The sequence below is a fragment of the Pseudoalteromonas sp. S327 genome (genome assembly GCF_005886415.1).
In the GTDB taxonomy this organism is placed as follows: domain Bacteria; phylum Pseudomonadota; class Gammaproteobacteria; order Enterobacterales; family Alteromonadaceae; genus Pseudoalteromonas; species Pseudoalteromonas atlantica.
This window is the reverse complement of the sequence record NZ_PNDP01000001.1, coordinates 196,935-222,999: the sequence shown is the minus strand read 5'-3', so window position 1 is coordinate 222,999 and position 26,065 is coordinate 196,935. Positions and strand designations below refer to the sequence as shown.

Sequence of the window (26,065 nt, the reverse complement as noted above, 5' to 3'; positions counted from 1 at the left end):
GTACGAACATGTATTTGAAATGAAATTATTAATTTAATCAGTTATCTCTAAATCAAACACCACGTTTATGGATGATTTAAAGCTTATTGTTGCCTGTAAATCGTTACTAAGTATTTGAGGAAAAGAGTTATTATCATACTGCGCCCTGTGCATCTTGGTTATAGCTGTACTAAAACCACTGTCATAGTTGTTTTTAGTTGAGCGAATAGTGCGTACTTCACCTACTTTTGCATTGAATGAATCAGCAAGTAAATCCGCTTTTATTTTTGCATCTTCAATTGCTAACTGTGTGGCTTGCGCTTGTAATTGCTCAAATTTTGAAGATAAAAACGCAATATTTTGAATCGCATTTACTTCTTGGTTCAATAAAAAATCGGTTAAATCGCTCACACGCTCAATACTGTTTAGCGTTACTTCAAACGTTCTTATCGCTGCGTATTCGCTAAGTGCCTGATGCCCTGTTTCAATATAATCCATTCCTGTTTTTTCAATTTTAACGTTTGAGGCAACTACGTCATCGGCGCTTATTTCAAATTGATTGAGCCCATCTATTAATAACTTCACTTTATTCTCAAGCGCGTTATTGGCGGCATTCGGCTCATTTTTAACACTATTCACCTTAAATAGTATTTTAGCCATGTCAGGCTCAACTAATACCTCAGCAGTGCCTTGCACTGAGATATGACGATTGGCAGGTAAGCTCGAATTAGCACAAGCGATCACAGGGAATAAGGTTAGAAGAATAGTGGTAATGAGTCTCATAATTTGTCCTGAATAAGTGCCATGCTTGGTTATGCGTCCATACTAATAAATAGCAGCCAATCGTGTTTCAGCGAATGTTTAATTACTGTGTGCTTGATGCAGCTTTTGACTTTGGCTTAATCGTTTTTTCTTGGTGTAGATTAGGTATCAAAGCTGAAATATTTTCTTGTGAAATAATAAGTAACTCATCTTGTTTATTATCATAAACAAATAAATTCCGCATTGTTGAGGCTACTATTTGAACATTTTGAAGTTGAGTTACTTTACTCTGAGCAATTGGATAATTTAATGACAAGTGATAATTCATTGTTCTTTCATTTATTATATCTTTACTGTGTGAATGCGCCAACATAGTAGGGTATGTAGATATTATAAGTGCTAAAAATAACATTAATGAGTAACTAGGTTTTAATAAATAGAACGGGTAACCAAAGCCATAATAAAGTTTTTTTAACACGGTTGTTTTACTAGGATCTGGCATGTGTCCTGAGCGCCAATTTAAATAAATAGCTGTTAAAACGATGATCGTAGTATAAAGAGTAATAAGTAAAAAATTTGAAATCAGTGCCAGTAAAAAGTCACTTATTTCAATGAAATTGAATATATCAACCGAGAAGTTATTAAGTAAAACGTAAAGATACACAACGCCTGATAAACTACCCAGTAAGTAAAGAATAGTAAGAAACACACCAAAATTATTGTGAATGTACTTTTTAACTGCTTTAAGGTCATTGTTTAACTGGTTGTAATACTTACTGGCGGCTTCAATTACCATAATAAATCCTTTTAAAATTCTTATCTTAACAAAATAATTAGTAAATGCTGTAGCTTTGTTAAATTATTGACCTCAACTGCAACTCCTTCCCACGGTTTATTTGGTAGCACTGGGCTAGTAATAATTCGGCGGTGGCCTGTGCGTCTGTAAGTGCGTTATGACAATGATAGCTTGGTAACTCATAACGTTTGCGACACGCACTTAGGGTTAAATCATCTTGTTTTATTTCTGCACCTTGGCAAATAAGGCGCTTTTTTTCTATGTGGAGGGTGTCGAGTATCAACTTAGGTTGTGCGTTTATATTGGAACCTTTAAGGGCTGCTTTTAAAAACCCCCAATCCAGTATGGCGTTATGAAAAACCAAAATATGGTCACTAAAATCACGGCTTAGCTGCGTTAATATAGTGTGCAGGCTTTGTCCTTTAGCCACTGTGTCGTCAATAATGCCGTGAAAAACAGGGCTTTGCTCTAGGCTTTTTACATCCTTGTTTATTAAATGCTGCGACTCGCTCATTTTTATACATTGGTTGTCTATTTTAACCCAGGCTACTGAGACAATTTCATGCTGGTTTACATCAAGCCCAGTAAGCTCTAAATCAATCACTAAATAGCGTTGCGTTAACGCATTTTGACTTAATAAATTACGCCTTTTTATATACTTACTGAGCCATTTTTTTACCACAGCGCTTACCTCTTATTACAAACTGCCACGGGCAAATTTAAACGCCGCGGCTTGCTGCGCTTGTTTTACTAAATAAAAAGCCTCTTTAAGCTGATGGCGCTCTAATGAACTTAATTTATCGGGGTTTATACAGTTACTTGGCAAACCTTCTTCGTTTATTTGCGTACTAAAACGTAACTGAGTTAAAAATCGCCAGCAATCTTTTAAATTATAAATATCGTCTTTATTTAGCAGTGAATGCTTAAGTAAAGCATCTAAGCGCTCTTGGGTATTGGCGCGTTTTATTCCGGCTTTTAACGCATATAAACGCACTATGTCGTTAATGATCACCACACCGCGTTTTTTTAAATCTATGTACTTATGGTTGTTGTCGCTTTTTTGCGTTTTAAGCTTATTAAATAAACCTATAGGCACTGAGCTGGCTCTTATATCGGTTGCCATAGCAGCATAAAATAACTCATCGCGCGATATCCTGTTTAACTGCTCGCAAAAGCCGCTGTATAGAGCATTGGAGCCTTCTATAAAGCGCAAATCAAAAAATATTTTGCAGTTAAGCATGGCGCTTGGGGTTGGGCTTTTTATCCATTTAAAAAAGCGCTCGCACCACTGGCTTACACTCATTCTGCATTCATCGCTGCTGGCCATAATATTCCCCGGGCAACGCCTAATGCCACATTCTACTAACTGCTCACATACAAACTCCCCCATGTGTTTAAAGTAAGCTTGGTGTTGCTCGCTTAAATCATTTGGGAGTAATAAGCCGTTGTCTTGATCTGAATGTAAGGTTTGCTCTTCGCGTGCTTGCGAGCCAAAACATATAAAGCAAAAACTGGTGGGCGCTGCGCCATTTTCTTCTTGAAATAAATGAATAAGACGCGAGGTGAGTGCATCGGTTAAGCCGCTGAGCAGTTTACCAATTAGCGATATGTCTTCTATGTTGTACGAAAAACTTCGCAGTAACTCAGGGATTTCGCCTGCATAACGTTTTAAATCGGCAATGCTGTGGGCTTTATAAATGCGGCCAATAAGCTGCACAGGGTCACTTTTTTGCTGGCGCAGTAAATCGGTACTAGTAAGCATACCCAAAGGCTTATGGTTTTCATCAAGTACAGGTAAATGATGAATATTGTATTTAAGCATTAAATGCAAAGCAGAAAACACCCGATTGTTTTCAAATATAAATTTAGGCTTTGCACTCATTATGCTGCTAACCGCATCTTGTGGGTCGACTTCATCGGCCAGTACACGGTTACGTAAGTCGCGGTCGGTCACTACGCCAACTAAAATGGCGTGTTCGGTGATCATAATTGACGATACACCGTGTTTTTTCATTTTTTTAGCGGTTTGCCTAATACTGGCATCGGGTGCTAAGGTTATGGCGGTGCGGGTCATCAGCTCAGATATTCTGCGCTCAGACCAGCTATCGTTTTTACTTTTATAATGTGATGAAAGTAAACGATTGGCGTGCGCGCGTACAAAATATTGCTCAAACGGTTTGTATTGATGACGTAAAAAGTCAAAATGCGTTTGCGCAAGCATATACACTATGCCCTCTTTTTGTACCTGTAACCTATTTTGAATCGCCTCTCCGGTTAACAAAGAAGGATAGCCAAAGTAATCCCCCTGCGCTAAACGCTTTACTACATCACCTTTTGCATCCACTAGGTCGTATAAACCAGAGCGAATTAAAAAAAGCTTTGGGGTTTGCGTTTGCAGCCACTGCGCTTGGTTTTCTCGGGTTAAATAAACACTATCAATATGGCTTACAAAATACTCACACGCACTGTCGTGTAGCATGCTAAATGGCGCCTGCATACACACAAACTGGGCAACTTCCTGCTGCTCTACACTCATTGCTGTACTCTTAAAAAGTATACACAAAATCTAATGTACTCATTATTTGAACAAATAAAAAGCCCGACTAAAGTCGGGCTTTTGGTGCTTTATTTTTAAGTAGGCTTAGCGCATTAATGTGCGTGTGCTTCACCTGACCCTTTAGGATTACGAATACCTTCCACCATTTGTTGTATTTCAAGCGGTGTCGATTTTGTTAATTTAAGTACGGTTGCAGCAACCACAAAGTTAATGATCATCCCCACTAAGCCAATTCCTTCGGGCGAAATACCTAAGAACCAATTTTCTGGGCTATTAAGCTCAGGGCTTACAAATTTAAAGAAGATAATATACGCAGCGGTAAAGCCTATACCGGTCACCATGCCAGCAATTGCGCCTTCTTTATTCATTGTTTTAGAGAATATCCCCATAATAATTGCCGGGAAGAAACTCGCCGCCGCTAAACCAAAGGCAAAGGCGACCACCGATGCAACAAACCCAGGCGGGTTAATCCCAAAGTAAGCTGATATAACAATGGCAATCATCGCGGCTAACCGAGCAGCTAGTAGCTCTTGTTTATCGCTTATGTCGGGTTTAAGGGTGCGTTTAAGTAAATCGTGCGACACTGATGTTGAAATAACCAGCAATAACCCCGCTGTGGTTGAAAGCGCAGCAGCAATACCACCGGCCGCAACTAATGCGATTACCCATGCTGGTAAATCAGCAATTTCAGGGTTAGCCAGTACCATAATATCGCGGTCTACTTTTACTTCGTTTGCGCTTGTTGGGTCTTCTACCTTGCCGGCGGTGTAAAACATTTTGCCGTCGCCGTTTTTATCATTAAAGGTAATTAAGCCCGTGCGTTCCCAGTTTTTGATCCACGCTGGTGCTTGAGCGTACTCTGTACCGCTACCATCTTTACCGTTAATGGTGTCAATCATGTTTACGCGTGCAAACGAGGCAACCGCCGGTGCAGTAGTGTAAACAATAGCAATAAATACCAGTGTCCACGCTGCTGAAATACGGGTATCTTTAACGCGTGGTACAGTGAAAAAGCGAACAATTACATGCGGTAAACCTGCAGTACCCACCATTAAAGCGCCGGTAATAGCAAATACGTCAATCATGCTTTTAGAGCCTTCGGTGTATTGTGCAAAGCCCAGCTCTGCGCTTAACCCGTCTAGCTTATCAAGTACATACATGCCTGAGCCATCACTCAATGTGGCACCAAAGCCGGTTTGCGGGAAGAAGTGGCCTGTCATCATCATTGAAATAAAGATAGCGGGCACAAGATAGGCAAACACAAGCACACAGTACTGCGCTACTTGCGTGTAGGTAATGCCTTTCATGCCGCCAAGTACCGCATAAAAGAATACAATCACCATTCCAATGTAAACACCGGTTTCAATTTCTACTTCTAAAAAGCGCGAAAATACCACGCCTACGCCACGCATTTGTCCAGCAATGTAAGTAAAACAAATAAAGATTGCACACAAAATAGCAACAACACGTGCTGTTTGTGAGTAGTAACGATCGCCTATAAAGTCAGGTACAGTGAATTTGCCAAATTTACGTAAGTAAGGCGCTAAACACATAGCGAGTAATACATAGCCGCCAGTCCACCCCATTAAGTAAACACCGCCATCGTAACCTGCAAACGAAATAATACCCGCCATTGAAATAAACGACGCTGCGCTCATCCAATCGGCTGCGGTTGCCATACCATTGGCAAGCGGAGGTACGCCGCCCCCTGCCACGTAAAACTCATTTGTAGAGCCTGCACGCGCCCAAATTGCAATGCCGATATAAAGCGCAAAACTTAAACCAACAATTATAAATGTGAGTGTTTGAACATCCATTACCTAGCTCCTATTCGTCTACGCCGTATTTTTTATCTAACGTGTTCATTTTGAAAACGTAAACAAAAATCAAAGCTACAAAGGTGTAAATAGCGCCCTGTTGTGAAAACCAGAAGCCAAGTTTAAACCCAAAAAAACGTACTTCATTCAGTACATCTACCAGTAATATGCCAAAGCCAAATGAGACCACAAACCACACTGCTAGTAACTTAAACAGTAGTGAAATGTTTTCTGCCCAATAAGCTTTTGCTTGTTCTTCATCTTTAAAAGCCATTTTTATTTTCCCCTTTAAGCATTGCATAATTGCAATGAGTGGTTTTTTTATAGTCGGTTATTAATTTAGCAACGCGGCGTGAAGAGTGAAGTGAGACCATAGTCGTAACAGCCTGTTAACGTTTACGTAAACTGCAAATGCAATTGTATTTAAAAATACAATTACACATAATTTTCAGTAGGTTAGCTTTTGCCTAAGCGCGTTAACGGCAAAATTTAAGTGGCTTTGTGTAAAAATGCGACATTAGTCTAATAAATCATCAACAATATAAATAATCATTTAAAATCAATACAATAAAAACAACGTTAATATTTTGCATAAAATTGTGCACGCACACTTAAAGTTATCTCTGTTATTGTGTGTGGGTATAAATAATAAGGTTTAATAACAACATGACTGCTGTACTGATTTTTGTAGCATTAGGCTATATTGGGGTGCTGTTTTGGCTCGCTAATTGGGGCGATAAAACAACACCACTTGCTAAACGGATTAGCCATCATCCTTTTGTGTATTCGTTATCGTTAGGGATTTATTGTACCTCGTGGACGTACTATGGTTCGGTTGGTACCGCTGCCACCAGTAGTTGGAGCTATTTACCCATTTTATTGGGGCCTTCATTGTTGTTCTTTTTTGGCCAAGGCTTTTTACGCAAACTGGTATTAGTAAGTAAAAAACAAAACATTACCACCATTGCCGATTTTATTTCTGCCCGCTACGGTAAACGTCAAACCAGTGCAATACTGGTCACTGTTATTGCCCTACTTGCCACCATTCCCTATATTGCGCTGCAGTTAAAAGCACTCAGTACCAGCTTTTTGCTTTTGCAAAACAGCAATCAAATATCTGGCGAAATGCTTACCCTCACCGCCACGTTAATTATGGCGCTGTTTGCAATATTTTTTGGTACCCGTAAGGTAGATGTTACCGAGTACCGCTCTGGGCTTATGCTAGCAGTCGCCTTTGAGTCAATGATAAAGCTCATTGCGCTTATTGCCGTCGCTGGCTTAGCCTTGTACACCTTATTTAATTTACCCACCCTTAGCGGCGACAAAGTCACAGAGTCGATTTGGCAACACTGGGGCAACTTTAACTTTTTTAGTTTTAACTTTATTGGCCAGTCACTTATGGCTGCCGCGGCCATAATTTGTTTACCACGACAATTTCATGTCACCGTGGTAGATAACCAAGACAAACGCCATTTATTTACTGCTCGCTGGGCTTTTCCGCTGTATTTATTACTCACCGCCGCGATGATAATTCCTATTGCTACTGCCGCAATTCACCCAAGTATTGGTAGCAGTTTTTCACCCGACAGCTTTGTATTAGCGCTACCGCTTATTCACGACCAAGCTTTTTTAAGTACCTTTGTATTTATTGGCGGGCTTTCTGCAGCCACCGCTATGATAGTGGTGGCCACACTTACGCTTAGCACCATGATCTCTAACGATGTAGTGCTGCCGCTTATGCTACGCCGTAAATTTAAGCGCAACTTAATTACCAGCAGTTATAAATCGCAAATTTTGTTAGTTAGGCGTTTTACCATAGCCGGCATACTTATATTGGCTTATTTTTATCAGCAATGGTTTGGCCATGGTAGTGCGCTGGCCAGTATGGGGCTGGTGGCATTTTCGTTAGTAACGCAGCTGCTCCCGGCTATTGTGGGCGGGCTTTACTGGCGAAAAGGCCATGCTTATGGTGTATATGCGGGGCTATTAGCGGGTTTTATTTGTTGGGTATTATTTTTAATGATGCCAATTTTAGATGCCGGTAGCGCTCTTGATAGCGAGCTTCAGCAAACACTTATTACACGCGGCACTCTGATTGCCTTATTTGCTAACATTGGCTGTTATATTAGCTTTTCGTTAGGGGCAGAAGAGCGCTTGATAGATAAAATTCAGGCCGCCGCATTTGTTAACCCTAAAGATCAGGCTATTTTATCGCGCCGCTTAAACAAAAATGTTAAAGCCACGGTTTACGACTTTAAAATACTACTGCAAACCTTTTTAGGTATTCAGCGTAGCCAACAAGTACTGGCGCACTTTTCACTTTCGCACCAGCTAAGTGACAATAATGCCCACCCCGAGCCCGAATTTATAGCCTACTGCGAACGTGCGTTAACTGGGGTGTTAGGGGCGTCTTCGGCGCAGGCGCTAATCCGTACGGTTTCATCGGGTAAACGTATGGCCTTTGAAGAGGTGGTTAACTTTTTTGACGAAACCACACAAGCACTGCAGTTTAACCAAAACCTTTTGTATACCTCGCTCGAAAACTTAAGCCATGGTATTTCGGTGGTCGATAAAGATTTAAAACTGGTGGCATGGAATAAGCGCTACAGCCAAATGTTTGGCTACCCCGACGGCTTTTTAGAAGTGGGGCAACCCATAGAAGATATAATAAGGTACAACGCAGTACGCGGTGAATGTGGCCCAGGCGAAATAGAGCGCCAAGTAGAAAAACGCGTTCAGCATTTAAAAAATGGTAGCTCGCATCACTTTATTCGTCACCGCCGTAATGGCCAAGTGTACGAAATGATAGGTAACCCCCTACCCGATGGCGGCTTTGTAACGAGTTTTTCAGACATTACAAACCATATAAGTACGCAAAATGCGCTTGAAGAAATTAACATGGATCTTGAAAACCGCATTGAGGCGCGAACTCAAGAAGTGCAAACCATTAATAAAGACTTACAAGCCCAAATAGATAGCCGAGTAAAAACAGAGCAAGCACTTACTTTAGCCAAGCGCGAAGCAGAGCAAGCCAACGACAGTAAAACGCGATTTTTAGCACTGGCTAGCCACGATATTTTACAGCCCCTTAACGCGGCGCGTTTATACCTTGCAGCCATTGATGAAAAGCAGCTTGATACAACTAACCAAAATAGCTTTAATAAGCTTGGCCACAGTTTAGACTCAACCGTGCATTTAATGTCAGCCTTACTAGAAATTGCCAAGTTAGAGCAAGGCGCAATGACCCCAACCCCTCGGCACTTTTGTATAAACGATATACTTATGCCACTGCAAAGCGAGTACGCTATTTTATCAAGCGATAAAGGCTTAAAACTAACCGTGCGTTCAAACGCACAAATTGTGCATAGCGACATTACCTACTTGCGCCGAATTATACAAAACTTGGTGTCTAATGCGGTTAAATACACCGAAACAGGGCGAGTATTAATAGCATGCAGAAACCGTAAACATAATTTACGTATAGAAGTATGGGACACCGGCCCAGGTATTAGCCAAATAGAACAAGCTAAAATATTTAACGACTTTTACCGTATAGAAGCCGGTGATAACAAAGGCGTTGGTTTAGGGCTTGGCGTTGTAAAACGTATGGCCGATTTACTTAGCTTAGAGCTTGATGTGCACTCAGAGCCCGGTAAAGGCAGTCGCTTTAGTATTGAAGTACCCTATGGCGATGCGCAGTTTGTTCAACAAAAAGCAACGGCCAGCAGTTTAGTAGAAAACCGCGACGCGATTAACATAGTCGCGGTAGACGATGACCCCGAAAACCTAGCAGCAATGGCCAGTTTACTTAAAAAGTGGCAAGCCAATTACACCTTGTTTGACGATGTAAATAAAGTACTCGCGCACGCTAAACAGCACACAGCGCCCGATGTAATTTTAATGGATTACCAATTAGGTAATGACTGCGATGGTATTTCGCTTATAAAAACACTGCGTGATACATGGCAAAGCGAAGTGCCCGCCATACTTATAACTGCCGTACGCGACACCGAGCTTAAACAAGAAACCAAAGCGGCTAATATTCATTATTTAAGTAAGCCTATTAAGCCAGGTAAGCTTAAAGCTTTACTTAATCACAGCACGTAATAGCCAATTGGCAGCAAAAAATAAGCCCAGTATTAGCTGGGCTTATTTATGTGCTTAACAAAGCGTTGGAACCCTAAATTATTAGGCTGGTTTGGCTTGGCTGCGTAGTTTTTGAAATAACCAACTTAGCCCCACTAACGACAAGCCTAAGCCAATAAACGACAGCGCTTTTAAAAGCCCCGTTAAATTAGCCATGTCCACTAAGAATACTTTTAAAATAACCGCTGCCAATAATCCTAACCCTATCTTTTGGATTAATAGCTGATTTTTTAAATGCCCTAGCACCACAGTAATAGCCCCTAACACAAGCCAAATAACCGAGTAGCTATAAAGCTCTGCGTTGCTTGCACCTGTTGATAAGTAAATATAAGGGCCTTGCCAGTATTGGCGTATAAAGCCATTAATTGCCAACACACTCAATACACCCGCTACTGTGAGTATAAATGGCGCAGCTTTTGTATACAGCGGTTTAATTAACGTATAAAGCCAAAGCACGAGACCCGCAGGCACTAACCAAAGCAAAAATAGCCAATTAAATACAAAATATTCGCCAATATAAATAGAGCTTAAAAATGGATTAGCGTTTAGTAAGGTGCTCAGTGCAGTAACACCCGCAGCACCTGCTAATGCTATGCCTGCCACTTGGTATAATTTAGCTAAGCTACCGGCAATACGAGCACGGTGTAAATATACACAACCCAGCGCAAGCCAATTACAGGTGAGTAAAGCTTGTTCATAAAAGCTCAAAGAATCAAACTGCGGATAGTGCCCTACCAGTTGATAGCTGGTTTCGGTGGTAATAAATAACGCCAAGCAATGCAGCGCTGCGCCTTCAAGCCAAACTTTTAACTGCGATGCGTTAAAGCATTTGGCTGCAGTGTAAAATAACACCACACACAAAGGATAAACTACTAAGCTCCAGTGCACACCCAATACACTAAGCGCCTCGTAACTTGGGGTCCACGGTGACAGTGTAAGGCGAAGTAGTAATGCAGCCACCAGCGCTTTAATTGGCCAATGTGGCATAGGCACCCGATAGCGGTTTATTAACACGCTAATAAGTAAAACTTGAATAGCCAGTGCAATGGTTAGCCCGCTGTCATTTAATAACATAGTGATAGCAAGCGTGATGTTGGCATTTGCCCCCACCCAATATGTAAAGCGCTGAAAAAGCGTTGCGCCACCTATTGCGCACCTAATTAAAATGGCGCTACTTGTAAGTAGTATCACTGCCCACAATGGATAGGCTGCGGCCAACGCATGGTTTGGGATTATAGCGTATAAGGTGGCAATCATTATAAATACGCTAAACGAGGCAGTAATATGAAAAGCCAATCGTTTAGGTTGCCACTTTATACCAAAATAAAGCCCATATACGCCGAGCGCTAACCCTAAAAATATAGCGCCACCATATTGGTGCCTAAATATAAATAGCGAGTCAGAATAATCAGCATAATAAGAAGGCGTGCTTAATAGCCAGAGTACTGCTATTAACATCGCCACCCCTTGCCATAAATCCCAGCGGCTATTTTTAAGCACTAAAAACAGCAATGTTAATATGCTTAACGCATTTATTATTTGCCACTGTAAGTAGTTAGTACTATCAAAAAGCATAGCCAGTAACAAAGGGACAATACAGGCAAGCATTAAAGGGTTACTAGGCAGTGCGTTTATTAGGCGCTTTAAACTATGTGGGCGAGTTTCAACCACCGCAAGTTTTAACCCCAAGCGTGGCACGGCAATTAAACCAATAACACTTAATAGCCCATACGTACCCATAAGCCAAATGGTGCTGCTGTTAGCTAAAGTAAAGCCAACAACATACCAGCTCAAATGCCCCGCCCAAAGTAAATACCACAGCCATGCACGCTGTACTTTATACGCGACCAGCGCAGCAGATAAGCTCACAAACCCAATGTACATATAAAGCGCAAATAAATTATTGCTGCCGGTATTAATCAGCACGGGGACACAATAAGCACCAATAATACCTAGTACGGCTAATACTGGGCCAAGCATTATTGCCATAGCGCTCGCACTTATGGCAATAACCCCAAGTACAACAAATGCTGTTAAAGGGCTGATCATGTTATAGCTGCTATACGCTAATAAGGTCAGTGCAAAGCACGTAATAAAACCCCCACTGGCAAGCGCTGCAGGTATATAGTTCTTAAACCCTTCAAATACACTATTTTTGTAATGCATATAAGCTGCGGCTGCAATTAAGCCTCCACCAAATAAACCGCCTAGGGTTAATCGCATCGTAGGAGAGAGCAACCCGGCTTCTAAACTGTACTTTGCTAAAAATATACCGCCTAGCGCCAATGCGATTGCGCCTATCCAGGTCATCCAGTTTTGTTCAAAGTCGCTACGCAATTTTTCAAAAAAAGAAGTAACAAGTGTGGGTTTGAGATTTTTACTGCCTTGCTTATGTTTATTGGCAGAAGCTTTAGCGGAAGGCTTTATTGCTGAAGCTGGCGTTTTTACCTGGTCACGAGGCTGATTGGATTGATTAGGACTAACTTGATTAAAAGTCGCCTCATTGCTATTTGCTTGAGCCGTGTCCGCATGTTCAGCTGTGGAGCAATCGGTGCTTTTATCGGCGTTTTCACCGTGGCTTTGTGCGTTGTTAGCTAATTCTAAACTAAGTACTTTTGCTTTTAATTGGGCAATTTCTTGCTTTAAATTACTAAGTTGTGCAATTGCGACAATACCGCAAATAGCACCGGCCATTATTGCAAATGCAAATAAACCCACTATCCCTAAAAACTCATCCATGGCACGCTCTTTTTATTTATTATGTTATGAGTGTACCTAAAATTTTTAAAAGTTATAGCAATCTGCTTATATATGGGTTTATTTAATGTAAACAAAATCACGCTACAGCTAGGCAAAAAAAGCCCCAAACAATAAAGCTTAGGGCTTTTACTTTCTAGAACGTGTTACATGTTACTTATTCTACGCTGTCTGTAATTGTGCGCGTTACACTCATTTTAAAGCCTGAACTGGTTGTCTCATCGTGATCTAAAATTAAGATATAGTTACCTTCTTCGGTAAAATCTATATCGCTTTGTTGAATTAACACTATTTGTTGGCCGTTATCTTCGTATACGGCATACACAGTGTAAGCTTCATCATCTACATCAATTTCTTCTTGATCGTATCTATCTAAGCCATCAATTACATTGGTGGCGTCATCAACAGTTTCACCATTTAAGGTAAAGTACACGTCAACTTCGCTTACTGTTTGCCCTGCGTAGCTTTCAATTAGGTTAACAACCGAAATAGTATGGCTGTAGCTGCTAGGTGTTAGGTTTTCCTCAACACTCATCATGCGTAAACCATTATCGACATCGTTGTAAAAAACGCCTACCGCACTTTGCTCGCGCTCTAGGGTCATTAAAAAGTTATCGGCAAGCTTAGTGCCCTCTTCGTCGTACATTGCAACGCTGTAACTGTTTGGCGAAAGCTCAATGTAATCGGTGTAGGTATCGCTTGCTACCGTATTGGTATCGTTAACTGTGGTGCCACGGGTCGTGCTAAAGCTAACTGGCGAGTAATCGTCAACGGTATTTATAAAGCGCAATTGGCCTAACGCTGATTGGTGCTTTAGTGCTGTAACATAGTTATTGTCAGTCACAATATCGAGCGTGATACCGTTTTCTTCTGTTGCATAGCTTGGGCGGATCATGGCTACGTAGCTTTCTTCATCATAAAAATAAACCGACTCCGACTCATACACTACATCAGTGCTACCTGCCTCAGTGATATAAATTGTGTAGTAACCCTCATCAAGGGTTTGTAAATCTAGCTCACTCAAATACTGTGTTGATGTAAATAGTTCAGCACTTTCAAATACGCCATCATCGGTTGCTAGGTAAATATCGTAGCTAGTGTCTTCACTGGTGATATTGTAAAAACCTAAGTTAAACTCATCTGTATCACTTGAAATGGGCACGCTTAGCTCTGTGAACGTAGGTTCGTCAAAGTTACCGCTCATTACAATTAGTTCGGTTTTGTCACCTTTGATTGATACTTCTTGTTCGCTAATTGTAATGTAGCTGTCGTTTGCATCTAAGTATTCAAAGCTTAAATCGTAAGTGCCGGTGCTGTAATTATGACGCGTGGTTACATCTGCAAAGTCGGTGCCTGAGCGCTCAGTTTCGTCTACAAATAAACGCGTATATGGGCTGTTATAAGAGCCATTATATAATTGTACGTAGCCTGTATCACTTGAGCCGTCGCTGCCGCCACAACCAACTAGAATAGACATTAAACTTAGAGGTAAAGCAGCTTTCAACAGAGAGTTGGTCATTAAAGTTTCCTTATTATTAAAATCACTATTATGACTTCTTTGCTGCATTTTAATTTCATAGTTTACAAAGTATTACCCTCGCTGACAGTTCTTTACGAAAACGTTTAAAAGTGTAATAAATGTGCAAATAATAAGGATATTTGCGTAGAAAGCTTAAGGGGCTATTTTATATTGATCTCGGCCATTATTTTTAGCAACGTATAAAGCCATGTCTGCCCGCTTCATTACCTTGTCGAGGTGCTCGTTAGCGCTTTGCAGCGCCATACCAATACTTACGGTAAGCTGTTTGACCTGTTTAACTTTAATATTGTGTGCAATGTCTATTAGTTGCCCACAAAATTCAGCCGCTTGGCTTATATTTCCGGTAGGCAAATAGCCGCCAAACTCCTCACCGCCTAAACGAGCAAATACTGCATTATTAACAAATGCACTATTATACTTAGTAGCTAACTGCTGTAGCACTAAGTCACCCTCATCATGGCCAAACTCATCATTAATAGCCTTAAAATGATCAATATCTATAATTAAAATAACGTAAGGCGTACTAGAGGCAGTTTTAACATGCCGATAAAAATAGCGTCTATTATGTACTTGTGTAAGATCGTCCGTTATCAACTCGTGCGCTAAACGGTTATGTATACTTTGTACAAAACGCATGGTCTTAAATAACCCATAGGCGGTAAAAAGCATTCCCATGGTTCTGCATAAGTCTTCAAAATAAACACTCATCCAATAAGGCTGCACAACTAATTCATCTATTACATCAGCCGTTGTACCCATACTCCATAGCAATAAACCTAAAGTAGAAAACACGTACGCTTGTTTTGAAAGCTCAGAGCATTGCACTATCCAAAATAAAAATACGAGCACGATGAGATTGCAAAAATCGGTAGTAAAACCATACACATTGTTTTGCACGTTTAAAGGGGGGAAAGTATTTAAAGCATAAAGTGAAAAAACAATAATGTAGAGAAGTAACGCTATACTTACCGCCTTATTTATCCAACTCATTTTATAAAAGTTAGACAGCCTAACGGTAAGTTTTACAGTTTCAATCATAGGGTGGCGCTTTTTAATGCGTTATTAACAAACTATAGCACACCAGAAAAAACCGCTATAAAAGGTTAACTTACCCTGTACTTGCAGGGTTATTTCACCACCTTGAATACAAAGAGTTGAGCAAAGCAGACACAAATACAATGCAAAGCTAAAAACCCACATTTGCATTAGTGTCCACACAGTTTTAGTCGCGCTGAGCAGCTTACTTATAACAACTAAGTATAAAACTATATTAAGGTGCTAAGGCCCCATAAAGCTAATATTAAAATAGTAATAGCAATCATTGCTTTAGTTTTGTGTTTACTGATTATTTGCTCGGCTTTATTACCTGCGTAATATACAACAACGGCTAAACTAAAATAGCGAATTGAACGAGCAATACCTGAGGCTAATAAAAACAAACCAATAGAGTATTTTGTAGCCCCAGCGGCAAGCATCGCAATTTGAAACGGAATGGGCACAATTCCCAGCGTCATTACAAACCAAAAACCTTGGCTTTGCATTTGCTGCTTAACATTTTCAAATTGCTCTTGGCTTGAAAACATTTCAATAACCCAGTCACCTACAGCGTCAAATAGGTAATAACCCAGCGCATAACCAAATAAAGCACCAATCACGCACCCAACTGTTGCCATAAGCGCTATTAACCAAAGCTTTTCACGACGTGCTTGCATAAGAGGCACAAGCACTGCTTCAAGCGGAATAGGGACTATCGTAGATTCTAAAAACGACGCTACGGTAATGCCTGTTAGCATATGTTTAGAATCTATAAAGTGCCGTGTTTTTTCTTTTAGTTTTTTTTGAATAGCCATGTAAATCCTTTTTTTGCTTGTGATGATAAGCCGTTGCTCAATGGGTTAATTCTTACATATTTACGTTAATACACGCTGAAAACAGTTAAAGATTTAACAGCCACATAACTGTTAACAAATTAGCAATGTTTATAAGAATATTTTATTATGTGCCAATGCAGTTAAATACCTACCAAAGCAGTTAAAATTTATGCAAAGTGCACGTTTTATTCCCTTTAGAAAACAAGATATTGTTGATATGTGCAGCGCTGAGCTCACAAACAACTCAGAGCAAACATCGTTTAAACAATTTTGCGATTTATTAGCAAGCCTTATCCATTACGATTACCATTCAACACTCGAGTCGCTCAAAAATAACTACGCGCCCTTTGATCCCAATAGCGATACGCGATCTTTAGCGCCAGTATCAGCTGATCAAAAAGCGCAGTGCCAACGCGAATTTGCTAAAGATTTTGCTAAGGTACTTAATTCAGCTAACTTTGAAGTGATCACCCATCAAGACCTGCAAGATGCACTCAACGAAGAGTCACTATTTAAAGTACGCCTTGAGGTAGAGTTTGACGACTTTGAAGAAGTGGTTTTTTACCGCCGTGGCGAATCACAACTCACTGAAACCATAACCAGCTTTTGGGGCTTGCGTAAAAAGCCCCTGCACTTTACCAATTACGACCGCGTTGCGGTGTTTATTCGCTTTAAAGATAAAGCCTACTTTGAGGCTAAAAATAAAACGCCTTTAGGGTTTGAGCCAAGCTCGACCATAGTTAAGCTGTTTCAAAATGTCCCAAAAGCCGACCTTGAAATGCTATTTCCGAATAGCGAAGTACGTATGCGCCCTATTGATAAAGTGATTATTGGCTCATCGGCTTTAGTAGGCGGTGCTGTGGTATTAATTACTAAGCTTGGCGCATCTATTTTATTGTTATTTGCTTTATTTGCTTTTTGGGGAGGCTTTAGAAGTGAAGCCGTAGAAATGACCCAACAACACTTTATTACCTTTGCTATTGGAATGGGGGTTTTTGGCAGCTTTATTTTTAAAGAATGGAGTAAATTTAAAAACCGTAAAATTAAATTTATGAAAGCCCTAAGCGATAATCTTTACTTTAAAAACCTTGATAACAACGCGGGTGTTTTTCATACCCTTATAGACGCAGCCGAAGAAGAAGACATAAAAGAAGCTCTGCTGGCCTATACGTTTTTACTAAAATCTAAAAATGGCTTAAGCGCACAAATGCTTGATGAGCAAATAGAGGCGTGGTTTAAAACAAAGTATAAATGCGAACTCGACTTTGAAATTAGCGATGCGCTTGAAAAACTCACCCGGATGCGTTTAGTAACCTGCACTAACGATGTGTATAGCGCAATAAATTTAGATCATGCCAAAACCATTTTGGATGAGCGCTGGGATAACCTGTTTCAATATAATTAAATAACCTTTAAGGCGGTTAGCTAGATTTAGATTCGGGGATTAGCTAATCTTACTCAAAGTACCTTAACTTTAATTTATGCTTTAGCATATTGTATTTTATGATAGCTTATATATTGCCTGAGATAGGTTACTTTCGCCTATCACCTTGTAAATTAAATACTTTCTATACAAAATTCATTGAATAGAGCTTGACGTAATAGAGCAAGCTAAGAACAAAAAAAAGCCACTCAGTGAGTGGCTTTTGGTATAGCTAAGTGCATTACTCAGCTAGGTATACGTGTTGATTAAGCATTGCCCGGATTAGGGTTAGACTTTTCAGCTTGTATACGCATGTAAATCTCTTCACGATGCACTGAAACGTCTTTAGGTGCGTTAACACCAATTCGAACTTGATTTCCTTTAACACCTAATACAGTAACAGTTACTTCGTCACCAATCATTAGGGTTTCACCTACTCTACGAGTTAGTATTAGCATTCTCTTGCTCCCATGTTCCAATAAATTATAAGATTCCGCTTGACCATTTTAATGAAAAATTGATTGAAAAGTAAGTAAAAACTCCCAAACTATCCATTTTCTGTTAAAAATTCTGAGTGTAACGCTCTTACTGCTAGTTCTAAATACTTCTCGTCAATTAAAACCGATACCTTGATTTCAGACGTCGATACTAAAACTATGTGTATGCCTTCTTGCGCCAATGCATCAAAAAATTGATGCGCTACACCACTGTGAGACTTCATTCCTATGCCAACAGCCGACACTTTTGCAACTGTTGTATCACTAGAAATGCTATCAGCTTGCAGATTTACCTGTTGTTGAGTTAGTAAATCGTGTGCTTGCAAATAGTCATTTGAATGCACAGTAAAAGCATAGTCTATTTTTTCAAAGTTATGATTAACTTGACTAATCATATCTATTTCGATGCCATTTTCTGCAAAAAGTTTCAAAATTTTTGTAAGAGAATGAACACAGTATGGTACGCCATGTACCTTTATCAAGCATTCGTCACGATTAAACGCAATCCCCGACACAACCTTAGTTGGCATATCGCTCTCCTCAAAACTTATTAGCGTTCCTTCATCGGGCTCAAAACTCGAAAGCACCCTTAGCGGCATTTTATGATTACCAGCCGACTCAACAGCACGAATATGCAATACTTTTGCGCCTAAGCTTGCCAGCTCTAGCATTTCGGCAAACGTTACATGGCGCATTCGCTGTGCGTTTGGTTCTACACGAGGATCAGTAGTGTATACGCCATCAACGTCGGTATAGATCTGACATTCATCGGCTTTTATTGCCGTGGCTATTTCTACCGCAGAGGTATCGGTGCCGCCGCGTCCAAGGGTTGTAATATTGCCCTCTACATCGCGCCCCTGAAAACCGGCAATAATCGCAACCCGATTATGCTCAAGCTCATGCTTTAAACGCGTCGCAGCAACCTCTTCAATACGGGCTTTACCAAACATGTTATCGGTTTGAATATTAACCTGATCGGCTAGTAGGCTTACAGCCGAATGGCCACGTTTTATAATAGCCATAGCAAGGAGCGAAACAGAAACCTGTTCTCCAGTGCTAATAAGTACGTCTAATTCTCGGCTACTCGGGCGAGTATCTATTTGCTTGGCGAGGTTAATTAAGCGGTTGGTTTCTCCCGACATGGCCGAAAGAACCACAACCACTTGATGACCTTGCTGCTTAGTTTTAACAACAAGGTCGGCGACCGCTTCTATTCGCTCAATAGAGCCAACCGAAGTGCCGCCAAACTTTTGGACAATAAGTGCCACGTAAGCTTAAACTTTCTCGCTTACCCAGGCTGTCACGCTTTCAAGCGCGGCGTTTAGGTTTTCTGGCTGTGAACCACCCGCTTGTGCCATATCAGGACGACCGCCCCCTTTGCCGCCTACTTGGCCTGCCATGTGGTTTACAAGCTCACCGGCTTTAACTTTAACGGTTAAATCTTTCGTTACACCGGTAATTAGGCTTACTTTTTCGCCGCTGGCAACACCCAATGCAATAACACCTGAGCCAATCTTGTTTTTAAGATCGTCAACCATACCACGAAGCGCTTTAGATTCAGTTCCTTCAACGTTTGCCACTAATAGCTTAACGCCATTAATTTCAACAATCGAATCAAGTAAAGACGCACCCGCTGCACTGGCTAGCTTATCGTTAAGCTGTGCAATTTGCTTTTCAAGGCCTTTAGACTTTTCAAGAAGCGCAGTTACTTTTTCAAGTACCGATGCGCTATCACCTTTTACCAGCGCTGCTACATCGTTTAGCTGTTTTTCTTGCTCGCTTACATACGCCACTGCATCTGCGCCTGTTACAGCTTCAATACGGCGTACGCCTGCAGCAATACCGCTTTCAGATACAATTTTAAATAAGCCAATATCACCCGCGCGCTCTACGTGCGTACCGCCACACAGTTCAATTGAGTAATCGCCAATGGTTACTACGCGTACTTCATCGTCGTACTTTTCGCCAAACAGCGCCATTGCCCCTTTTGCTTTAGCGTCATCAATCGCCATAAGCTCAGTGTTTAGGGCAAAGTTACGACGAATTTCATCGTTAACTACACGCTCAATTTCACGTAGCTCGTCTTTAGTAACAGCTTCAAAGTGCGAGAAGTCAAAACGTAAACGCTCAGGCTCAACCAGTGAGCCTTTTTGGCTTACGTGTTCACCTAATAGTTGGCGCAGTGCTTCGTGTAAAATATGCGTAGCTGTGTGATTTTTCTTAATGCGTTCACGGCGTGCATCATCAATAGTGGCATCTACTTTATCGTTAACCGCAATGCGCCCTTGTACGCTACCGTGGTGCGCAAACGCATTACCCAGTTTAGTAGTGTTAGTCACTGTAAACTCACCACCTGCAACAGTAATGGTACCGGTATCACCTGTTTGGCCACCAGATTCTGCATAAAATGGCGTATGATTAAGTACAACAATGCCTTGTTGGCCGTCTTCTAAAATAGAAACCGACTCACCATTTGCAAAAACTTCTACTACTGTAGCGCTATGATGTGTGCTGTCGTAGCCTTTAAACTCAGTGTGTTTTTCTGACTTTAATTGCTCGTTGTAATCGGCACCAAATTTACCAGCTTGCTGCGCTGTTTTACGCTGTACAGCCATGCACTCTTCAAAGCCTGCATGGTCTATTGTCATTTGGCGTTCACGGGCTACATCGGCCGTTAAATCAGCAGGGAAACCATAGGTGTCGTATAATTTAAATACTAAATCACCAGGAATAACATCGCCTTTAAGCTCGCTTAGGCTTTCTTCTAAAATAGCTAAGCCACGCTCAAGGGTTTTACCAAATTGTTCTTCTTCAATGCGCAGTACTTTTTCGATAATTTCTTGCTGCTTTGCAAGCTCTGGGTAGGCTTGGCCCATTTGTTCAATAAGCGCTGCAACCAGTTTATAGAAAAACGCACCTTGTGCACCAAGCTTGTTACCATGGCGTACTGCACGACGAATAATACGACGCAATACATAACCACGGCCTTCGTTTGATGGCATAACACCATCAGAAATTAAAAACGCACACGAACGAATATGATCCGCAACAACGCGTAGCGACTTATCGTTTAAATCTTGTGCGTTAGTTACACTTGCCGCAGCTGCAATTAAGCCTTGGAACAAGTCGATTTCGTAGTTTGAATGCACGCCTTGTAAAATAGCAGCAATACGCTCAAGGCCCATACCTGTATCAACAGATTGTTTAGGCAGCGGCTCCATAGTACCGTCGCTTTGACGGTTGTACTGCATAAATACAAGGTTCCAAATTTCGATAAAGCGGTCGCCATCTTCTTCAGGTGAGCCCGGAGGACCGCCCCAAATGTGCTCACCGTGATCGTAAAATATTTCAGAACACGGGCCACACGGGCCAGTATCGCCCATTGACCAAAAGTTATCTGAGGTAGCAATACGAATAATACGATCTTCGCTTAGGCCAATATCATTGTGCCAAAAGCCAAATGCATCTTCATCGTCGTGGTAAATAGTAACAAGTAGTTTTTCTTGTGGTAATTTAACAACCTCAGTTAAAAACTCCCACGCAAACTTAATAGCGTCTTGTTTAAAGTAATCGCCAAAACTAAAGTTACCTAGCATTTCAAAAAATGTATGGTGACGCGCTGTGTAACCTACGTTTTCTAAATCGTTATGTTTACCACCAGCACGCACACAACGCTGTGCACTAGTAGCACGCGTGTAAGGGCGAGTTTCGGCGCCTAAAAACACATCCTTAAAAGGAACCATACCGGCATTGTTAAATAACAACGTGGCATCGTTACCCGGAATAAGTGAAGCCGATTGGACAATTTGGTGCTGTTTGCTGGCAAAAAAGTCTAAAAACTGTTGCCTAAGTTGTGCCGTAGTCATGTGCTGCATGTGAAAATCTCACCTGTATTTACTGTGCTTGCATTGCAAAATCAATTTGTTCGTAGCTAAATCCTCGGTACATTAAGTAGCGCACGCGCTTAGCTTTATCTTTGTACTCGAGGTTGGCCGGTGTAGTTGAATACTTTTTGTTGTACGCTTCCTGCGCAAGCTCAAACCAGTCTATTTCAAGCTCTTCAACCACTCTTTCAAGTAGTGAACGGTCAATCCCTTTGCCTATGGCTTCGCTTTGAATGCGCTTTAAGCCATGGCCTTTAAAAATGTGTTTTCTGACAAACCCTTCGCAATAGCGTTGCTCGTTAATAAAATTGTGCTCTTCGCACCAATTAAGCAGGGTTTCTATAAACTCGTCGCTGGCTTCTTTTTGCTGAAGCTTAAAGGTTAACTCACGGCGCGAATACTCTTGGCGCCCAAGTAACCACAGTACATAGTTTTTAAGCTTTTGTTTTAACTTATCATCCATTAAGCGTCAAAGCGCCCGCTTTGTTCACTGCTAAGTGGTTTAACATTGCTATCGTCACTTGGCGGTACAACTGGCATAAAAATAGCCTGATAAGATACAAAGAAACTAATGTAGCAAATTGGCATTAAAATCAACAGCGGTAAGAACGATAAGAACATAGAAAGCGCCATAAATAACACACAAATAATGCCAAAAACACTCAATGCGAACAGGTTATGATAAAAAACCAATAGCGAATTTTTAAGCGCCGTTAAAATACGTTTTTCTTTACTAAAATAAATAAGCGGTACCGCGTAAGCAAACGCCATTAAATACACCGCCATTGCCACTAAAAATAGCACCACACTGGCGCCCGAAATACTATTTAAAGTTTGCTCAAGCGCAATGTTAGGATCAAGCCCCTCTTGGCTCATAATAGCTACTGCATCAGCAAATAGGCCATTAGCCAATAAGGCCATTAAAATACCCGCTCCCATTTGGTAAAGCGCTAAACGTAGTAGCCCTAAACGGTTACCTTTTGCGCTAAAGGGTTTGAGTATGTCTGCTAGCATAATTTTACCGCCCTGCTGCTTGCTAAGCACCGCTTGGTAAAAACCGGCGGTTAAAAAAGGCGTAGCAAGTGCCGCAACAACTTGCAGCAAAGGTAAAAATAACGACAGTATGCCCACTATGCCTATTAATAAGTGCATAACTACAAAGGTAAATGGCTGGGTTTTAAAAATATGCCAACCGGCTTTAAACCACTTTAGCCCGGCATCGGCTTTAAAAATTCGTAATTCGTTAGACATACAGGCTCTTAAATTAAACAAAACACGCCAAGTATAACTTGGCGTGAGGGGGGATTAACAGACACTACATGATTAAATAGTTAAGGTTTTTTAATTTTTTTAATATCTAACATATGTGCGCCGTGTTTTATTTTGGTTTCTAGGTAAGCTTTGTTACCTGTAAGGCCTGCTTTAATATGCGCATGGGTACCAATAACGGTGTCTACTTCAATGCCGGCATCTTTTAATGCATTAAGCTTTTTAGGGTTATTGGTCATTAATTTAACGTGGCTTAAATTAAGTGCGTTGAGCATTAATACCGCGTCCGAAAAATCACGTAAGTCGTCAGCAAAACCTAAGTGGTTATTAGCCTCGTAAGTGTTCATCCCTTGAGATTGCAGCACGTAAGCATCAATTTTATTATATAAACCAATACCTCGGCCCTCTTGGCGTAAATACAATAACACCCCGCCTTGCTCGTGCATCATTTCAATACACTCATTTAACTGCTCGCCACAATCGCAGCGCGATGAATGAAACACATCACCGGTTAAACACTCAGAGTGCATGCGAATAAGCGGCACATTTTGATTTACATCAGCATTGTTAAATACAAACGCAACGTGTTCTTGGCCGTCTTTTAAGCCACTAAAAGACACTATTTCTGCGGGAATATCACTATTTTTGCCAACATTAAGCTGGGCTCTTGCTCTTACTTGCGCCACGACAAATCCAAATAATTAAATAACTACGACACCATAAGGTGATAATATCACAAATGTTTAAAGTTAGATCGTAGTACACTAGGTTTATGGCAAATATATGGCGATTACACAGGCTATTTTCAATCTTAATATGCAATAAACTCCCACTACCTAGGGCTATTTCCCCAAAACAATGACAAACTTGTACGCATTTGCTATTTTAATTTTATTACTTTTACCACGCTGCTTATACATTAAGTTAATACACCGCACCTATAAAAAGCTAAAACGGTGTTACCTAGTTATCTCAGCAGGCACTTTTAGCACAGTTTAATGGCGAAAATTAGTTACAGCTTAGTGCACATTGGTAGTTAGGTAATTAGTTAGTTTTATAAGCAAGCGCCCACACAAAAGATAATGAAAACCATTATCACTTGTGGTATTTTGTTTCTAGATTGAACACTAATAGGGATTATTATGAAAGCACAACACCTCGCCTTAGTTATCGGATTAACCTTTACGCCTTTTGCAAGCCAGGCCAATGCAAGCCAAGTAAGCGATGATAAAGCCGCCTTTTCTGATGCATACCAAAGTTATTTAACGGCTGTTAAAAAAGACGAAAACATAGAGCAAGCAGCTAAACATGCCTATACTACAGGCCTTGCGCTTTATGGTGATAAAAGTGATAACACCGCAAGCCTTGCTATTAATTACGCCAAAGCAATTACAGCGCCGCGCTCTACCAACGACAAAAAAAATGTATCAGAGCAACGCTTCGAACTTTACTCGCAAGCCTATACAATACTGGCAAATAACCACGGTAAAAATGCAATAGAAACAATCGACGCCCTAATAGGCAAGGCTGAAAACACCAGCTCGGCCTATCAAGCCGATAACAATTACGACCGTGTAATTGAAATAGCTAAAACACAAAACAACCCTAAATTTGTTGCCGACATGCAGTTTGAAGCAGCCTCGCTGCTTGCCAAAAAATTTGCTCATAAAAAGTACCATAAAGCTAAAACACTGCTTAACCAAGCCGATGACTACTACCGTAATAACCTAGACGACAACACCGTAGAGCGCATTAAAGCCGACTTTTTAATGGCGTCGTTTGCTCAAGGTAAGAAAAAATACAATGAAGCCATTGAACGACTAAACCATGTTGTATCGGTATTTGATAACAACTTAAGCTTTGATCACAGCGCTGAGCTTACTGCGCACTCAAAGCTTGTTAACCTTTACGAAAAAACAGGCCAAAGCGAGCAAGCCACTAAGCATTGTTTAGCAATTGCTAAAATGGTGCCGTGGAAAAAAACACAAGAGCAAACACCTATATACCGCAAAAATCCTGAGTACCCACAAAACAAAGCACGCCAAATGCGAGATGGTATTGTCGTTGTTGAATTTGACGTAGATACCGCAGGCTTTGTTAAAAACCCAGAGGTAGTTAGCTCACAAGGGGGGAAAGAGTTTGAAAGGTCGGCACTTACGGCACTTAAAAAGTGGCGTTATGCACCAAAATTTGAAGACGGCCAACCCGTTGTTGCAAGCACGCAAGTACAGCTCGACTTTAAAATAGCCAGATAACACGCAAGGTATTATAGCGTCTTTTTTGTTCAGGTAGTTTTATTCAAAGCTTTGCGAGTATTTTATCGCTTGCGGCTTCAATTAAATCGAGCACATTTTCAAAGCCATCATCGCCGCCGTAGTATGGGTCGGGTATGGCGCTTTGGCTTTGCTCGCCGTATTCTAAAAACAATGCCAGCTTGTAATGTAAATGGGTGGGGCATTGCGCTTTTAAGTCAGCTAAGTTTTGTGTGTCGGCCGCTAAAATTAAATCAAACTCAGTAAAATCGCTGCTGCGCACTGGGCGAGAAAATATACCTTTAAAGCTATAACCGCGTTTTTCACCCGCAGCCATTGAGCGGCTATCTGGCGTTTTACCTTCGTGGTAGCCAATAGTCCCTGCCGAGTCTACCTTAACCTCAACGCCTAATTTTTTAGCACGCGCTTTTAACACCGCCTCTGCTGTGGGCGAGCGGCAAATATTACCTAAACACACTATCAGTACTTTTTTCATTAAGGCTCCTTTAGCTAAT

20 protein-coding genes are annotated in these 26,065 nt (G+C 41.0%); 3 read left to right on the top strand and 17 right to left on the bottom strand.

From position 1 onward, the window contains the following. Positions 1-33 precede the first annotated feature (33 nt). The 6 genes from CWB60_RS01055 to CWB60_RS01030 all read right to left on the bottom strand — a co-directional run bounded on the left by CWB60_RS01055 (position 34) and on the right by CWB60_RS01030 (position 6,185). Positions 34-762, bottom strand: coding sequence for an SIMPL domain-containing protein (locus tag CWB60_RS01055; protein ID WP_055252796.1), 729 nt, complete (start codon positions 760-762; stop codon positions 34-36). Positions 763-844: 82 nt separating this feature from the next. Continuing rightward, a complete protein-coding gene (locus CWB60_RS01050; protein ID WP_029773917.1) occupies positions 845-1,537 on the bottom strand; it encodes a hypothetical protein in 693 nt (230 codons plus the stop codon). A 58-nt stretch (positions 1,538-1,595) separates the two neighbouring features. Then, positions 1,596-2,219 (bottom strand): 3'-5' exonuclease, encoded by a 624-nt coding sequence (locus CWB60_RS01045; protein ID WP_055252795.1) that lies wholly within the window; start codon positions 2,217-2,219, stop codon positions 1,596-1,598. 15 nt (positions 2,220-2,234) lie between these two features. Continuing rightward, positions 2,235-4,073: a DUF294 nucleotidyltransferase-like domain-containing protein gene (locus CWB60_RS01040; protein WP_055252794.1), complete on the bottom strand. Its 1,839-nt coding sequence runs from the start codon at positions 4,071-4,073 to the stop codon at positions 2,235-2,237. A 113-nt stretch (positions 4,074-4,186) separates the two neighbouring features. After that, on the bottom strand, positions 4,187-5,911 hold the full coding sequence (locus CWB60_RS01035; RefSeq protein WP_004586075.1) for a sodium:solute symporter family protein: 1,725 nt from the start codon (positions 5,909-5,911) through the stop codon (positions 4,187-4,189). A 10-nt stretch (positions 5,912-5,921) separates the two neighbouring features. Continuing rightward, positions 5,922-6,185, bottom strand: coding sequence for a DUF4212 domain-containing protein (locus CWB60_RS01030; protein ID WP_004586074.1), 264 nt, complete (start codon positions 6,183-6,185; stop codon positions 5,922-5,924). Between the two features lie 392 nt (positions 6,186-6,577). On the opposite strand from CWB60_RS01030, the gene CWB60_RS01025 reads away from it, so the two are divergent. Continuing rightward, positions 6,578-10,018 carry a PAS domain-containing hybrid sensor histidine kinase/response regulator gene (locus CWB60_RS01025; protein ID WP_004586073.1) on the top strand — a complete coding sequence of 1,147 codons (3,441 nt, stop codon included), beginning with the start codon at positions 6,578-6,580 and terminating at the stop codon, positions 10,016-10,018. A gap of 81 nt (positions 10,019-10,099) precedes the next feature. Here CWB60_RS01025 and CWB60_RS01020 read toward each other — a convergent pair whose 3' ends face one another. From CWB60_RS01020 to CWB60_RS01005, 4 genes are all read right to left on the bottom strand, one after another. Continuing rightward, positions 10,100-12,796, bottom strand: a complete 2,697-nt coding sequence (locus CWB60_RS01020) for a DUF2339 domain-containing protein (RefSeq protein ID WP_138576905.1) — start codon at positions 12,794-12,796, stop codon at positions 10,100-10,102. Positions 12,797-12,971: 175 nt separating this feature from the next. Then, positions 12,972-14,333, bottom strand: coding sequence for a DUF4397 domain-containing protein (locus tag CWB60_RS01015; RefSeq protein ID WP_138576907.1), 1,362 nt, complete (start codon positions 14,331-14,333; stop codon positions 12,972-12,974). A 153-nt stretch (positions 14,334-14,486) separates the two neighbouring features. Further along, entirely contained in the window at positions 14,487-15,392 is a 906-nt protein-coding gene (locus CWB60_RS01010) for a GGDEF domain-containing protein (protein WP_138576909.1), read from the bottom strand. Positions 15,393-15,619: 227 nt separating this feature from the next. After that, on the bottom strand, positions 15,620-16,204 hold the full coding sequence (locus CWB60_RS01005) for a YqaA family protein (RefSeq protein ID WP_024033203.1): 585 nt from the start codon (positions 16,202-16,204) through the stop codon (positions 15,620-15,622). A 190-nt stretch (positions 16,205-16,394) separates the two neighbouring features. Between CWB60_RS01005 and CWB60_RS01000 the strand changes: the two genes are divergently transcribed. Further along, a complete protein-coding gene (locus tag CWB60_RS01000) occupies positions 16,395-17,630 on the top strand; it encodes a TMEM143 family protein (protein WP_138576911.1) in 1,236 nt (411 codons plus the stop codon). A 284-nt stretch (positions 17,631-17,914) separates the two neighbouring features. Here the strand turns inward: CWB60_RS01000 and csrA are convergent, their stop codons facing one another. The 6 genes from csrA to CWB60_RS00970 all read right to left on the bottom strand — a co-directional run bounded on the left by csrA (position 17,915) and on the right by CWB60_RS00970 (position 23,984). Continuing rightward, positions 17,915-18,106 (bottom strand): carbon storage regulator CsrA, encoded by a 192-nt coding sequence (gene csrA, locus CWB60_RS00995; RefSeq protein WP_004587515.1) that lies wholly within the window; start codon positions 18,104-18,106, stop codon positions 17,915-17,917. Between the two features lie 89 nt (positions 18,107-18,195). Continuing rightward, positions 18,196-19,413, bottom strand: coding sequence for an aspartate kinase (locus tag CWB60_RS00990; RefSeq protein WP_055254819.1), 1,218 nt, complete (start codon positions 19,411-19,413; stop codon positions 18,196-18,198). A 6-nt stretch (positions 19,414-19,419) separates the two neighbouring features. Beyond that, positions 19,420-22,020 (bottom strand): alanine--tRNA ligase, encoded by a 2,601-nt coding sequence (gene alaS, locus CWB60_RS00985; RefSeq protein ID WP_138576913.1) that lies wholly within the window; start codon positions 22,018-22,020, stop codon positions 19,420-19,422. Positions 22,021-22,039: 19 nt separating this feature from the next. Then, complete coding sequence (locus CWB60_RS00980) at positions 22,040-22,492, bottom strand: regulatory protein RecX (RefSeq protein ID WP_004587512.1); 453 nt, start codon at positions 22,490-22,492, stop codon at positions 22,040-22,042. Then, on the bottom strand, positions 22,492-23,280 hold the full coding sequence (locus CWB60_RS00975) for a BPSS1780 family membrane protein (protein WP_004587511.1): 789 nt from the start codon (positions 23,278-23,280) through the stop codon (positions 22,492-22,494). The genes CWB60_RS00980 and CWB60_RS00975 overlap by 1 nt, the downstream gene beginning before the upstream one ends. Positions 23,281-23,360: 80 nt before the next feature. Then, positions 23,361-23,984 (bottom strand): GTP cyclohydrolase II, encoded by a 624-nt coding sequence (locus tag CWB60_RS00970; protein WP_024031598.1) that lies wholly within the window; start codon positions 23,982-23,984, stop codon positions 23,361-23,363. Between the two features lie 456 nt (positions 23,985-24,440). On the opposite strand from CWB60_RS00970, the gene CWB60_RS00965 reads away from it, so the two are divergent. Beyond that, a complete protein-coding gene (locus CWB60_RS00965) occupies positions 24,441-25,553 on the top strand; it encodes an energy transducer TonB (protein WP_138576915.1) in 1,113 nt (370 codons plus the stop codon). A 43-nt stretch (positions 25,554-25,596) separates the two neighbouring features. On the opposite strand, the gene CWB60_RS00960 is transcribed toward CWB60_RS00965, so the two are convergent. Beyond that, positions 25,597-26,046: a low molecular weight protein-tyrosine-phosphatase gene (locus CWB60_RS00960; RefSeq protein WP_024031596.1), complete on the bottom strand. Its 450-nt coding sequence runs from the start codon at positions 26,044-26,046 to the stop codon at positions 25,597-25,599. Positions 26,047-26,065 lie beyond the last annotated feature (19 nt).